The organism is Fontimonas sp. SYSU GA230001 (assembly GCF_040066175.1).
In the GTDB taxonomy this organism is placed as follows: Bacteria; Pseudomonadota; Gammaproteobacteria; order Nevskiales; family Nevskiaceae; genus Solimonas.
This window is the reverse complement of record NZ_JBEAAM010000020.1, coordinates 57,408-70,890: the sequence shown is the minus strand read 5'-3', so window position 1 is coordinate 70,890 and position 13,483 is coordinate 57,408. Positions and strand designations below refer to the sequence as shown.

Sequence of the window (13,483 nt, the reverse complement as noted above, 5' to 3'; positions counted from 1 at the left end):
TCCTCCGATGATCCCGCCGCCCCGCCGGCCTTTCAGGCTCACTTCACGTTGGAATCACGCACCCCCTTCAGGCTCATGTGTCATTGGAAGAGGCTGCGGATAGGCTGCAATGGCCTGCTGTGATAATGTTCGCGCGCCTCCGGACGCTGCGGACGCGGTGCCGGACTCACCCGATCACAACCGTGGCGCAACGCCCCGCACAACTCATCCATGAATGCAGAAATGTCCCTGACCCACCTCGTGCTGCAGGCCAGCGCGCTGGCACAGGTGGTTCTGGTAATCCTTCTCGCCGCGTCGGTGTTCTCGTGGGCGGTGATCCTGTCCAAGCGCAAGCTGCTGTCCACCGCGATGGAGGAGGCCGAGAAGTTCGAGGACCGCTTCTGGAGCGGCGGCAACCTGGCGCATCTGTACGAAGACCGGCGGCGGGCCGGTGACAACCAGGGGTTGGCGGCGATCTTCCTGTCCGGCTACGAGGAATTCACGCGCCAGCAGACCGCCGGACAGGCCGACCACGACTATGTGATCGCCGCCGTGCAGCGGCAGATGCGCGTCGTTCAGGTCCGCGAGGTCGAGAAACTCGAAGGCGGTCTGGCGATCCTGGCGACCATCGGCTCGACCAGTCCCTATGTCGGTCTGTTCGGTACCGTCTGGGGCATCATGAACGCGTTCATCTCGATCGGCTCGGCCAAGCAGGCCTCGCTGGCGACGGTGGCGCCGGGCATCGCCGAGGCGCTGATCGCCACCGCGATGGGCCTGGCCGCCGCGATCCCGGCGGTCATCGCCTACAACTTCTTCACGCGCGGCGTCGAGAAGATGGAGTCGCGCTTCCACACCTTCGCCGACGAGATGATCGGCATCATCGACCGCGGCCTGCGGCACGGCCAGAAGTCGTAGATCGCATGGCCAAGCGCAAGCTCTCGTCCGACATCAACGTCGTGCCGTACATCGACGTGATGCTGGTGCTGCTGATCATCTTCATGGTCACTGCGCCGCTGCTGACCCAGGGTATCGGCGTCGATCTGCCGGACACCAGTGCGGAATCGCTCAGCACCCAGGACGACGAGGTCGTTCTGTCGGTACGCAAGGACGGTGCCTACTACCTGAACATTGGCGAGAACCAGAAGTCGCCGCTGTCGGACGAGGAAGTGGTCCAGCGCATCGGTGCCGTCGTGCGCAACAAGCCCGACCGGCTGATCCTGGTCCATGGCGACGCGGCCGTGCCCTACGAGCGTGTCGCGCATGGCATGGCGCTGCTGCAGGAAGCCGGCGCACGCAAGGTCGGGTTCGTCACCGAACCGCGCGAGGAAGCGCCCCGTCGCTGATGGTCGAACGCCGTTATCTCATCATCGCGGCGCTGCTGCACGTGCTGCTGTTCGCACTGCTGTTCGTCAGCGCGTTCTTCACCCGCAAGGTGGTCGCGCCGCCGGTGTTCGAGGCCGTGCTGATCGAGGATCCAGCCGCCGCGCGCGCGCGCGCCGAGCAGGAGCGCCAGCGCCAGGAACAGGAGCGCAGGAAGCTGGAACAGGAGCAGAAACTCCAGGAACAGAGAAAGCTCGAACAGCAGAAGAAGGAACAGGAGCGCAAGGCCCAGCAGGAACAGGCTGCCGAGGAGGCGCGCGCCCGCTTGCAGGAAGAGCAGCGCCGCAAGCGCGAGGAGCTGGAGCTGAAGGCGGAAGCCGAACGCAAGCGCCAGGAAGAGGCGCGCAAGCAGGCCGAAGAGGAAAAGAAGCGTCAGGACGAACTCAAGCGCAAGGCCGAGGAAGAGGAAAGGCGCATCGCCGCGGAGCGGCAGCGTCAGCTCGAGGAGGAGCGGCAGCGCCAGATCGAGGAAGAGCGCAAGGAGCTCGAACGCCAGAAGAAGCTGCGCGAGGCCGAGGAACGGCGCCGGCGCGAGGAACTGGCGCGGCAGATGGCCGAAGAGGAAGCCGCCCGCATCGCGGCCGAGCGCGCGGCGGCACAGGCCCCGTGGACGGCGGCCATCGTGGACAAGATCCGGCGCAACTGGCAGCGCCCGCCCGGTTCGGCGAACCGTTTCAACTGTCTGGTGCGTCTGGAACAATTGCCCGGCGGCGAGGTCATCAAGGCACAGGTGGTGCGCAGTTGCGGGAACCCGGTCCTCGATCGTTCGGTCGAAAACGCGGTGCTCAAGGCCAGTCCGCTGCCGTCGCCGCCGCGCCCTGACTTGTTCGAGCGCGTGATCAACGTCAATTTCTGCCCTGCAGCCGACGCCTGTTGAGCGGCGGCGCAGATCCGTCAGTCATCGAGTCCACACAACGGTCATGAGAACACTACGCTGGATGGCGCTGTCGCTGGTCGCGGTTTGCACCGTGGCGCGCGCCGAGCTCGAGATCACCGTCACCGGCGGTGACGTCGCGCCCATTCCGATCGCGCTGGTGCCGTTTGCGCAGGTGCCGGAAGTGCAGCTCGACATCGCCCAGGTCGTCGAAAACGATCTGGTGCGCAGCGGCCGCTTCCGCGCACTGCCGCGCCGCGACATGCTGCAGCGGCCGATCGCGCCGGCGCAGATCGACGCCGGCACCTGGCGCGCGCAGGGCATGGACAACGTCGTCGTCGGGCAGGTCGCCAAGAGCGACAACGGCTTCTACGCGCGCTTCTTCCTCGTCGATTCGGTGAGCGGCCAGCAGGTGCTCGGCTATGACATTCCCGCACGCAGCGTCGATCAGATGCGCTATGTCGCGCACCAGATCGCAGACCTGATCTACGAGAAGCTGCTCGGCATGCCGGGATACTTCAATACCAAGATCGCCTACGTGACCGCCCAGGGCGTCGGCTATCAGCGCAGCTTCCAGCTGATCGTCGCCGACGCCGACGGCGAGAATCCGCGCGTGGTCGCGACCTCGCGCGAACCCTTGATGTCGCCGACCTGGTCGCCGGACCGCAAGCAGCTGGCCTACGTCGGTTATGAGCGCGGGCAGTCCACCATCTATCTGCACACGCTGGCCAGCGGCGAGGTCAAGAAGGTGTCGGCGGAGAAGGGCATCAACGGATCGCCGGCGTTCTCCCCGGATGGGCGCTATCTGGCGATGTGCCTGTCCTTCGAGAAGAACCCCGATATCTACATCCTCGACCTGAAGACGGGCAAGCGGCGGCGCCTGACCGACCATTACGGCATCGACACCGAGCCGAGCTGGTCGCCGGACGGCACCAAGATCGCCTTCACCTCGGATCGCGGCGGGCAGCCGCAGATCTACGAGATCGGCATCGAGGGCGGCGACCCGCGGCGCCTGACCTTCGAGGGACGGCAAAACCTGCGTGCGGCCTACTCGCCGGACGGCAATTCGCTCGCGCTGGTGAATTACGACGGAGGGCGCTATCGTATCGGCCTTCTCGACTTGGCGACCGGAGACCTGCGTCTCCTCAGCGACGGCCGTCTCGACGAAAATCCGAGTTTCGCGCCCGGCGGCGCGGTGGTGATTTACGCGACGCAGGGCGCGCGCGGCGCTGAGCTGGCGACGGTGTCCGTGGACGGGCGGGTCCGGCAAAGTTTGCGGCAAGCCAGCGGTGACGTGCGGGAGCCCGCGTGGTCGCCTCTGGTCAAATAACTCATTCTTCACCCCCTTCTTTCGGAGTCACACCATGTTTCGTTCCTACCTGATGCCCTTCACCGTCGCGGCCGCGCTCTTGCTGGGCGCCTGCAGCTCCACCAGCGATCGCAAGGCCGGTGACGGCGTGGACCAGATGTCGGCCCCGTACACGGACCAGATCGCGACGACCCCCGCGGGCGACGGCAGCTTCGACGCGGCCGCCGCAGCCGAACGTGCGCTGACGACGAACCTCATCTACTTCGATTTCGACGACACGGTGATCAAGCCGGAATACCAGTCGGTCGTGGACAGCTACGCGCGCTATCTGACGTCCAATCCGGCCGCGAAGGTGCGTCTGGAAGGCCACGCCGACGAACGGGGCACGCGTGAGTACAACATGGGCCTGGGCGAGCGGCGCGCCAACGCGGTGGAATCCGCGCTGCTGGCCAAGGGCGTCAATCGCGAGCAGCTGTCGGTGATCAGCTACGGCGAGGAGCGTCCGGCGGCGATGGGCCACGACGAGTCCGCCTGGGCGCAGAACCGGCGCGTCCAGATCATCCGGCTCTGATCGTCCGCCAGCCCGGGGGAGGGCAGAGCAATGCTGACCTTGCATCGCGTGAGACAGTCGATCGCCGTCGGCGGCGCCGTGCTGCTGGCCGGCTGTGCCGGCGGCTACGGCGGCCCGATTTCCGGCGGCGCCGACAAGCTGCCCCCCTCGGAGCGGCGCCTGCAGGTGGTCGAGAGCCGCGTCGCCGAACTGTCGCGGCGCCTCGATGCGGCGAACCTGACCGGCATGGACCAGGACAACCTCAAGCTGCGTGACGACGTCCGGCAGCTGCGCGGCGAGGTCGAGCGTCTGCGCTATGAGTTCGACCAGACGCAGAAGCGCGGCCGCGACCAGTACCTGGATCTCGACCGCCGCCTGCAGCGGCTGGAGACCGGCGGTGCGGCGATGCCCTCCGGGATCGGTGCGAAGGTCGAGGCCAGCGGCACGATCACGACGCCGCCGGCGGTGGGGCCGACCCAGGCGTCCTCGGCCGACGGCATCGCGGCGCCGGTGACGATCTCGAGTGGCTCCGGCGCCTCGCCGGAGGAGGAGGGCGCCTATCTGACCGCCTTCGATGCGCTCAAGAATGGCAAGTACGACGACGCCATCCGCGGTTTCAAGGCCTTGCTGGAGAAGTGGCCGCAGGGCCGTTACGCCGACAATGCGCTGTACTGGAGCGGCGAGGCCTATACGATCAAGCGTGATTACAAGTCGGCCCTGGCGGCGTTCCAGGCCGTGCTGCAGCGCTTTCCGAACAGCCCGAAGGGGCCGGATGCCATGCTCAAGGCCGGTCTGACGCAGTTCGAGCTCAAGCAGGATGCGCAGGGGCGCGAGACGCTGAAGAAGCTCGTGGACACCTACCCGCAGTCCAATGCGGCCAAGCTCGCACAGCAGCGGCTCGGCGGCAACTGAGGCGGCGCAAGAACGAGGCGGTGACCGTCTTTGACCCGCGCGGCAGTTGCGGCCGGTCCCCGGCTCAAGATCACGGAGATCTTTCACTCGATCCAGGGTGAAAGTTCGTATGCCGGCTGGCCGACGGCCTTCGTGCGTCTGACCGGCTGTCCGCTGCGCTGTCAGTACTGCGACACCGCCTATGCCTTCCACGGTGGACGCTGGATGGGCATCGGCGAGATCCTGGAGACGGTCGCCGCATTCGGTGTGCGTCACGTCTGTGTCACCGGCGGCGAGCCGCTCGCGCAGAAGGCCTGCCTGCCACTGCTCAGCGCCTTGTGCGACGCCGGCTACGCGGTGTCCCTGGAAACCAGCGGCGCGATGGACATCGCGCCGGTCGATGCGCGTGTCGCCCGCATCATGGACATCAAGACGCCGGATTCCGGCGAAGCCGGGCGCAACCGCTGGGAGAATCTGGCGCAGCTGAACGCGCGCGACGAGATCAAGTTCGTCATCTGCAGCCGTCAGGACTACGAGTGGGCGCGCGAAACCGTGCGCAGCCACGGCCTCGAACGCCTCTGCACCGTGCTGTTCTCGCCGAGCCAGAACCAGATCGAAGCGGCGCAGCTCGCCGACTGGCTGCTCGCCGACCGGTTGCCGGTCCGCTTCCAGGTGCAGCTCCACAAGCTGCTGTGGGGCAATACGCCGGGACGCTGATGAATCTCACGCCCTCCACACCCGCACGCAAGGCCGTGGTCCTGCTGTCCGGCGGACTGGATTCGGCCACGGCGCTGGCGATCGCGCGCGAGCAGGGCTTCGAGACCTGCGCGCTGAGCGTCGCCTACGGCCAGCGCCATGAAGCGGAACTCGACGCGGCGCGCCGTGTCGCCGCCGCCGCAGGGGTCTATCGGCACCAGCTCATCGAGGTCAACCTGGACGCGCTGGGCGGCTCGGCGCTGACCGATCGCTCCATCGCGGTACCGGAAGTGCCGGCCCCCGGCATCCCGGTCACCTACGTGCCGGCGCGCAACACCCTGTTCCTCGCGCTTGCGCTCGGCTGGGCCGAAGTGCTCGGCGCGCAGGACATCTTCATCGGCGTCAACGCGGTCGATTATTCCGGCTATCCCGACTGCCGGCCGGCGTTCATCGAGGCTTTCGAGGCGCTCGCCGCCGTCGCCACCAAGGCGGGCGTGGAGGGCCGGCGCTTCCACATCCATGCACCGCTGCTGCGCATGAGCAAGGCCGAGATCGTGCGCGAAGGCCAGCGGCTGGGCGTGGACTACGCGCTGACCGTGTCCTGCTACCAGGCCGATGCGCAGGGCCGCGCCTGCGGCCGCTGCGACTCCTGCCGCCTGCGGCGCGAGGGCTTCGAGGCGGCCGGCATCGCCGATCCGACGCGCTACCGGGACGCGTAGGACGCACCGCGGGATTCCGGTATCATGCGCGCCCCGCGCGCGAAGGGTCGTTAGCTCAGCCGGTAGAGCAGCTGGCTTTTAACCAGTTGGTCGTTGGTTCGAATCCAACACGACCCACCAGGCGCAACCGTGCCGAGCGCCGCTGCCGCCTGTGCAAGAATGCCGGCACTGATCATCGGGGAAGGCCGGAACACCGTGAGCAACGCTCCGGCGGAATCGGACAAAGCACGCTTCGAGGCCATCGACGGACTGCGCGGTCTGGCGATCGCGCTCGTGCTGCTGTTCCACTTCTGGCAGCAGACCTGGTCGCAGCTGACCGTGGCCGTTCCGGGCACCGGCCTTGCGCTGAACCTCAACGTGCTGGCCGAGACCGGCTTCATCGGCGTACAGCTGTTCTTCCTGTTGTCCGGCTTCTGCATCGCCTGGCCTTATACCAATGGCAGGCCGCTGCACGCCGGCGAGTTCCTGCGCCGGCGCGCGGCGAAGATCCTGCCTTCGTACTGGCTGTGCCTGCTGGTCATCGTCATCTGGTTCCTGCCGCCGCACCTGCAGGAAGTCTGGCCGCGCCATCTGCTGATGAACCTGCTGTTCCTCAACACCTGGACGCCCGAGTACCTGTATCACTCGTTCAACGCGGTGCTGTGGAGTCTGGCGCTGGAGATCCACTTCTATCTGCTGTTCGCCGCGGCGGGCGAGTGGTGGATACGCCGGTCGCGCCGGGTGCTCGTCGCGAGCCTATTGCTGTGGGCCCTGTACGGTCTGTGGACCCTGAGCCGGCCGGTGGAGCTGTTCGACCTGTACCGCCACCAGCTGTGGCCGCACCTGCCGTTCTTCGCCGCGGGCGTGGCCCTGGCGGTGTTCCAGCGGACGCAGCCGCGCCTGCGCGCCGCGGCGCTGTACGGCGGACTGGGCATGGCCCTGTGGGTGGGCGTGGCCTATGCCATCTGGGACGTGCGCCACGATCCGCCGCTGCTCGCCGGCACGCGCTGGCCGACCGCGCTGGAGTATCTGTACATCCCGCTGCTGACGGCAGGATTCGGACTGACCCTGCTCGCGGCCTTGCAGCCGGGTTTCTGGAATCGCCTGTTCTCGCTGCGCTGGCTGTGTGGACTGGGCCTGATCAGCTACAACCTGTACCTCTGGCATCAGTTCCTGATCGTGCGTCTGAAACAGGCGGGGATCCCGCCGCTGCGGGAACTGCACTTCGGCCAGGATCCGCAGTGGCAGCTGGCCATGTGGGTCACGGCAGTGAGTCTCGCGCTGAGCCTGAGCTGGCTGCTGACGCACTATTTCGAAGAGCCCCTGCGCCGGCGCCTGACGACCGGGCCGACGCTGGCGGGCGACCTGCGGGCGTTGCTGACAGCGCCGCTGCGCGCGGGTCTGGGCCGGCGCGCACGCGCCGTCGCGGCAAGGCTGGGCACCCGCCTGCCGGACGTGCCACCGGTGGCGGCTCTCGGGGGCAACGGGCTGCGGGCGCTGCTGTGGCGTCATCGCGGTCCCCTGCTGCTGCTGGCCGCGACCTGGGGTCTGCTCAACGCCTGGCTGCAGATCAACGCACTGCAGATCCGCGACGACGGCATCTGGGCCGGCCATCTGAACATCTGGTCGGACTGGCCGCTGCACATCGCGATGGCGACCGGCTTCGCCGACCGCGCACCGGCACAGTGGCTGTCCAGTCATCCGATGTTCGCGCATGGGCCGCTGATCTATCCCTTCGGGGTGAATCTGCTGTCCGGCCTGCTGATGCGGCTCGGCCTGGGTCTCGATTGGGCGATGACGCTGCCGACCTTCGTCGCCGCGGTGCTGACGCCGTGGCTGCTCTACGCGGTATTCGTGCAGGGACTGCGCAGCCGGCGCTGGGCGCTGGTGGCGGTCGCGCTGTTCTATCTCGGCTCCGGGCTGGGCGGCGTCTCCTTCCTCTGGGACAGCCTGTCCCACGATCGCTGGGACGCCTTGGCCTATCCGCCGGTGGAGGTCAGCCGCATGGACCGCTACGACTGGTACTCCGGCAATGTGCTGACCGGCATGCTGCTGCCGCAGCGCGCCTTCGTGTTCGGCTTCCCGGTCGCGCTGATGAGCCTGCTGTGCCTGCTGCTCGCGGTGCAGGCGCGCGTGCGGCGCCCGCGCCTGTGGGCACTCGGCGGCGGTCTGCTCGCCGGGCTGATGCCGCTGCTGCACACGCACAGCTTCATCGCGCTCGGCTGGCTCGGCATCGCAGTCGCGCTCATCTACCGGCGGCAGTGGAAGGTCTGGTCGATCTACGCGGGCGCCGCCGCCGTGCTCGGCCTCGCGCTGATGCTACTGTTCCTGCGCAATGGCCAGGGCCTGCCCAATCATCTGCGCTGGGCGCCGGGATTCGCCGCGCCGGGCGGCCTGCTGTCCTGGCTGTGGATGTGGTGGCAGCTATGGGGGCTGGCGATCCCGGCGCTGCTGATCGGACTGTGGAGCCTGCGCCGCGACGATGCCCTGGCGTGGACGCTGTTCGGCGGCGGCCTGCTGTGCTTCGTCTTCGCCAATCTGGTGCTGGTGCAGCCGAACCGCTGGGACAACTCCAAGCTGTTCCTGTGGACCTACTTCTGCTGGGCGCCGCTGTGGGCGGCCGCCCTGCGCATGCTCTGGCGCGGCGCCGGCATGCGCCGGGTCGTCGCGCTGACACTGGCGCTGGCGCTGACCGTCACCGGCGCCGTCGAAGTCTGGCGGCTGGCACGGGTCGATCGCGGCAGCTACCGGATCAGCAGCGCGCAGGAGGTCGCGCTGGCCCAGACGGTGCGGCGGGAAACGTCCGCCGACGCCGTGTTCCTGACCCAGCCCAGCCACAATCACCCGATCATGGTCTGGGCGGGGCGTTCGATCTTTCTGGGGTTCACCGGATGGATCGCCAATCTCGGCTTCGACTACCGGCCGCGCGAAACCGACCTGCGACGCATGTACGCCGGCGCTCCGGACGCAGCGCAGCTGTTGCGCGAGCATGGCATCGACTATGTCTATGTCGGCCGCGACGAGCGCGCATCGCAGCGGATCAACGAGGCCTGGCTCCAGGCACGTTACCCGGTCGCCTTCGCGTCCGGCGACATCCGCATCTATGCGGTGAGCACGCGCGCGGCCCTGCAGCGCGCCTACCGGCCGATGGTCGGGACGGACTGAGCTGGCACGCAACACCTGCCGCCTTTATCATGCCGCCCCCGGATCGTGGCCCAGTGCACGATCCCTCGGTCTGACGTCGGATACCTGTCGGGGAGTAGCGCAGTCTGGTAGCGCACCTGCCTTGGGCGCAGGGGGTCGCAGGTTCGAATCCTGTCTCCCCGACCACCGGTTCACGCCTCGCGGCATCTCCCGCCGCGCGCGGGCGCTGCCGTCAGGCCATCTCGTCCAGGCGCCGGCGCGCCTCGCGCTTGCCGAGCTGACGCAACGCGGCGATCGCGGCGAGCTGGGCCGGGCGCGGCCGGGCGCTGCCGCGTTCCCAGTTGTAGACGCTCTGCGCGCTGACGCCGACCAGCTTGGCGAACTCGCTCTGGCTCACGTCCAGACGCGCACGCAGCGACTTGAGCCCCTTGGCGACGAAGCGGCGCGGCGCCGATTGCGGCTCGATCGTCGCCGCCGCCGGCCGTGTCGCGGCCAGGTGCTGGTGCAGGCGGGCCACCGATTCTTCGAGCGCCGCGACCTGCCGCTTCAACGACCTGATCTCGTGACGCTGGGTCCTGGTGGAAGCCAGCAGCGGCGCGAGCGTCTGCCGAACGGTTTTCCTGGACAGCCGGACGATTTCGGCCTTCAGCAGGCCCGCGATGTCTGCCATGTGTCGCTCTGAGAGGGGAAAGTCGCAGGCGAGTATGCCGCAGGTGCGGATCAGCCGCCGAAGGCCTCGACGCCGTAACGGAAGTAGGCCGCGCGCGGGTCATGCTGCTCCGGCAGGCCGGCCTTGCGGCGCAGCTGGCGCAGGAAGTCTGCCGGCTCCGGCAGCTGTTCCCAGACCTGCGGCAGGAAGGTGCTGCGCCAGGAGCCCTGCTGCAGCAGCACGCCGTCGATGCCGGGCCGCAGCGTCGCCAGCAGCGCTGCTTCGGTATCGGCGACGATCGGACTCAGCGGGGTCAGGACGGAGATGTGGACCTCCAGCGCGTCGAACTCCGCGGCGCGCAGCGGGGCAAAGCGCGGGTCGCGGAAGGCGGCGGCCCAGGCGTTGTGACCCACGTCCTCGATCAGCGGCGCGCGCGCCTCGATGCTGCCGATGCAGCCGCGCAGTGCGCCGCCGATCTTCAAGGTGACGAAGCTGGCGCGCACCGTGCGCAGGGCATCGTCCGCATCCGTCTGCGGGTGCGCCTGCGGGCCGCCGTGGTCGAGGCCGTGGCGGATGCTGTCGCGGGCGTGCGCAAGCAGCCGTGCGCGGTGCTCGGCGCTGAATTCAGACGACGGCGAAGCTGGCATAGCCGACCACCCGGCTGCGGTCGCCGGAAGTGTCGCCCGAGTTGCGCACGTCGAGCCGCTGCACGCGCCAGTGCCGCCGCGCCGCGTAGCGCAGGAAGCCGTTGAGCGCCATCGCGCCACAGGCCTCGTGCCCGTCGAGGTCGGTCACCAGCGCCTCGATGCGCGTGACGGTGGCGTCATCGAGGCGGCGCGCGGTCGCGTCGTCGTGGTAATGCGACAGGTCGGTGCTGACGATCACCAGCGTGTCGGCATCGACGGCCGCGTCGAGGAAGTCCTCGACCTGCTGCGGGGACGCCGCGCCGACCACGGCCGGGACGAGGCGGAAGTCCGGCAGCAGGCATTGCAGGAACGGCAGCTGCACTTCCAGGCAGTGCTCGCGCGCGTGGGCATCGTCGCGGCGCGCGACGTCCAGCCGCGCGACCAGCGCCGTGTCGATCGGCACGTCGCCGAGCGGTGTCCGGAACTGCGAGACCGTCGGCAGTGCGATGCCGTCCAGCGGTACGCGGTGTGCCGGACCGATCAGCACCACGCGTGCGTAGCGACGGCCGCGCAGCAGCGCGTAGGCGCTGGCGGCGACGGCGCCGGAGTAGCGGTAGCCGGCATGCGGCACGATCAGCGCGTGCAGCTCGCCGACGGCCGGCGGCCGTGCCTCGGCCAGACAGCTTTCCACCTCTGCGCGCAAGACTGCGGGCGCGGCAGGGTAGAACAGGCCGGCAACGGCGGGCGCTCGGATGTCCATGCCCTCAAGCTGAGGGCGAATGCTTGAATTGCAAGGCTGCGGCCGCACCTTATGCCCATGGACACAAGTACGGTACCGGGACGCTACTGGCACCTGCTGGCCGATGGCCGCATGCAGTGCGACCTGTGCCCGCGCGAGTGCAAGCTGCACGAGGGCCAGCGTGGCCTGTGTTACGTGCGCGGCCGCGAGCGGGACCGCATGTGGCTGTATTCCTATGGCCGCTCCAGCGGCTTCTGCGTCGATCCGATCGAGAAGAAGCCGCTCAACCATTTCCTGCCCGGGTCCAGCGTGCTGTCCTTCGGCACCGCCGGCTGCAACCTGGCCTGCAAGTTCTGCCAGAACTGGGACATCTCGAAAGCGCGCGAGATGGACACGCTCTCCGGCGCCGCGAGCCCCGACCAACTGGCACGCACCGCGCAGCGCCTGGGCTGCCGCAGCATCGCCTTCACCTACAACGATCCGGTGATCTTCCTCGAATACGCGGTGGACTGCGCGCAGGCGGCGCGCGCGATGGGCATCCGCACCGTCGCGGTCACCGCCGGCTACGTCAGCCCCGAGGCACGGCGCGAGTTCTACCAGTCGATGGATGCGGCCAACGTCGATCTCAAGGCCTTCAGCGAGGATTTCTACAAGCGTGTCTGCGGTGCCGAGCTGGGCGCAGTGCTCGACACGCTGGTCTATCTCCGGCACGAAACAAAAGTCTGGTTCGAGATCACCACGCTGCTGATCCCGGGCCACAACGACAGCGACGCCGAGATCGAGGCCGAGTGCCGCTGGATCGCCGACCGGCTCGGCGCCGACGTGCCACTGCATTTCACCGCGTTCCATCCCGACTACAGGATGCGGGACGTGCCGCCGACCCCGGCCTCCACGCTGACGCGCGCGCGCCGGATCGCGCTCGATCACGGCCTGCGCTTCGTCTATACCGGCAACGTGCACGACCGCGATGGCGGCAGCACCTACTGCCCGCAATGCCAGACGCTCGTGATCGAGCGCGACGTCTATGACATCGGCCGCTACGCGCTGACCGACGACGGTCATTGCCGGCATTGCGGACACGCCATCCCCGGCGTGTTCGACGGCCCCGCCGGGCACTGGGGTTCGCGGCGGCTGCCGGTGCGGATCCAGTAGGCGCGCCATCCCCCCTCGCCACCGACCGGTCCGGGCGTCCGGCCGCCCCGTGCAGGTGCGCACATCAGGACCGATCGCCGGGCCGATGGACGGCTGCGCCGGTCCACGTCGGCGGGCATAGACTGCGCCTCGGACCGCGGTGCGGGCCGGCAATCCGGCGACTGATCTGGGTCAACGCCGCGGCGGATGGCCGTTCCTAAGCTGGCTCACGGAGGGCTTGCGCACGAACCGGCAACAGGGTGGAGCGGGCCTTGAGCTCAGACGGATTTGGAGGGCAGGGTCATGCGGGTAGGCGAGTGCTGTAACCGTTCGGTCGTCGTGTGCGACCGGCGTGCAAGTATCCATGACGCGGCGCGGATGATGCGCCAGTTCAACAACGGCACGGTCGTGGTCGTCGATCGCGCCGGCGGCGGCAAGCGGCCGCTCGGCATCGTCACCGACCGCGATCTGGTGTTCGAGGTGCTGGCCCGTCAGCACGACCCCGAACAGATGTGCGTCGAGCAGCTGCTGGCCGACGAACTGCCGACCGCGCAGGCCGACGACGGCTTCTGGGAAACGCTCGAACGCATGCGCACGCGCGGCTTCCGGCGCATCGCCGTGGTCGATCGCAACGGCGATCTGGTCGGCCTGCTGGCGATCGACGACGTGCTCGATCTGCTATCCGACGCCCAGCGCCGCGTCGTCGAACTGGCGCGGCCCAGTCCTGCCGCCGAGCGCTCGTATCTGTCCGGCGCGGCGCGGCCGCCGCCGAACTTCTTCAGTCCCGGCGTCGCCGAGTGGGCGCGCGTCGCCTGAA

Annotated in this window: 14 protein-coding genes and 2 tRNA genes; 13 read left to right on the top strand and 3 right to left on the bottom strand. The window is 68.5% G+C overall.

The features are described 5' to 3' along the window. The first annotated feature begins 222 nt into the window (after window positions 1–222). The 11 genes from tolQ (at window position 223) to AAG565_RS11475 (ending at window position 9,707) form a co-directional block, all read left to right on the top strand. On the top strand, window positions 223–894 hold the full coding sequence (gene tolQ / locus AAG565_RS11525; RefSeq protein WP_348819742.1) for a protein TolQ: 672 nt from the start codon (window positions 223–225) through the stop codon (window positions 892–894). A gap of 5 nt (window positions 895–899) precedes the next feature. Next, window positions 900–1,322 (top strand): protein TolR, encoded by a 423-nt coding sequence (gene tolR / locus AAG565_RS11520; RefSeq protein ID WP_348819741.1) that lies wholly within the window; start codon window positions 900–902, stop codon window positions 1,320–1,322. Beyond that, window positions 1,322–2,236, top strand: coding sequence for a cell envelope integrity protein TolA (tolA, locus tag AAG565_RS11515; protein WP_348819740.1), 915 nt, complete (start codon window positions 1,322–1,324; stop codon window positions 2,234–2,236). Before tolR ends, tolA begins: the two co-directional genes overlap by 1 nt. Window positions 2,237–2,279: 43 nt before the next feature. Beyond that, window positions 2,280–3,563 carry a Tol-Pal system beta propeller repeat protein TolB gene (gene tolB, locus AAG565_RS11510; protein ID WP_348819739.1) on the top strand — a complete coding sequence of 428 codons (1,284 nt, stop codon included), beginning with the start codon at window positions 2,280–2,282 and terminating at the stop codon, window positions 3,561–3,563. Window positions 3,564–3,597: 34 nt separating this feature from the next. After that, window positions 3,598–4,113, top strand: a complete 516-nt coding sequence (pal, locus tag AAG565_RS11505) for a peptidoglycan-associated lipoprotein Pal (protein ID WP_348819738.1) — start codon at window positions 3,598–3,600, stop codon at window positions 4,111–4,113. A 30-nt stretch (window positions 4,114–4,143) separates the two neighbouring features. Then, window positions 4,144–5,004: a tol-pal system protein YbgF gene (ybgF, locus tag AAG565_RS11500; protein ID WP_348819737.1), complete on the top strand. Its 861-nt coding sequence runs from the start codon at window positions 4,144–4,146 to the stop codon at window positions 5,002–5,004. Window positions 5,005–5,034: 30 nt separating this feature from the next. Then, the gene (gene queE / locus AAG565_RS11495; RefSeq protein WP_348819736.1) at window positions 5,035–5,700 is read left to right on the top strand and encodes a 7-carboxy-7-deazaguanine synthase QueE; all 666 of its coding nucleotides are present in this window, start codon (window positions 5,035–5,037) and stop codon (window positions 5,698–5,700) included. Further along, window positions 5,700–6,398 (top strand): 7-cyano-7-deazaguanine synthase QueC, encoded by a 699-nt coding sequence (gene queC, locus AAG565_RS11490; protein WP_348819735.1) that lies wholly within the window; start codon window positions 5,700–5,702, stop codon window positions 6,396–6,398. Before queE ends, queC begins: the two co-directional genes overlap by 1 nt. Before the next feature lie 44 nt (window positions 6,399–6,442). Further along, window positions 6,443–6,518: transfer RNA gene (locus AAG565_RS11485), tRNA-Lys, on the top strand. 75 nt (window positions 6,519–6,593) lie between these two features. Continuing rightward, on the top strand, window positions 6,594–9,542 hold the full coding sequence (locus AAG565_RS11480; protein WP_348819734.1) for an acyltransferase: 2,949 nt from the start codon (window positions 6,594–6,596) through the stop codon (window positions 9,540–9,542). A gap of 88 nt (window positions 9,543–9,630) precedes the next feature. Further along, a tRNA-Pro gene (locus AAG565_RS11475) sits at window positions 9,631–9,707 on the top strand. Between the two features lie 46 nt (window positions 9,708–9,753). Here AAG565_RS11475 and AAG565_RS11470 read toward each other — a convergent pair. Genes AAG565_RS11470 through amrB form a run of 3 tightly spaced genes read right to left on the bottom strand, consistent with a single transcriptional unit; the run spans window position 9,754 to window position 11,556 of the window. Next, window positions 9,754–10,191: a helix-turn-helix transcriptional regulator gene (locus AAG565_RS11470; protein ID WP_348819733.1), complete on the bottom strand. Its 438-nt coding sequence runs from the start codon at window positions 10,189–10,191 to the stop codon at window positions 9,754–9,756. 50 nt (window positions 10,192–10,241) lie between these two features. Continuing rightward, window positions 10,242–10,817, bottom strand: coding sequence for an AmmeMemoRadiSam system protein A (gene amrA, locus AAG565_RS11465; protein WP_348819732.1), 576 nt, complete (start codon window positions 10,815–10,817; stop codon window positions 10,242–10,244). Continuing rightward, window positions 10,795–11,556 (bottom strand): AmmeMemoRadiSam system protein B, encoded by a 762-nt coding sequence (gene amrB / locus AAG565_RS11460; RefSeq protein WP_348819731.1) that lies wholly within the window; start codon window positions 11,554–11,556, stop codon window positions 10,795–10,797. The genes amrA and amrB overlap by 23 nt, the downstream gene beginning before the upstream one ends. Window positions 11,557–11,613: 57 nt before the next feature. Between amrB and amrS the strand changes: the two genes are divergently transcribed. Together amrS and AAG565_RS11450 are read left to right on the top strand one after the other, a co-directional pair. Then, window positions 11,614–12,687, top strand: coding sequence for an AmmeMemoRadiSam system radical SAM enzyme (amrS, locus tag AAG565_RS11455; protein ID WP_348819730.1), 1,074 nt, complete (start codon window positions 11,614–11,616; stop codon window positions 12,685–12,687). 282 nt (window positions 12,688–12,969) lie between these two features. After that, on the top strand, window positions 12,970–13,482 hold the full coding sequence (locus tag AAG565_RS11450) for a CBS domain-containing protein (protein WP_348819729.1): 513 nt from the start codon (window positions 12,970–12,972) through the stop codon (window positions 13,480–13,482). Window position 13,483 lies beyond the last annotated feature (1 nt).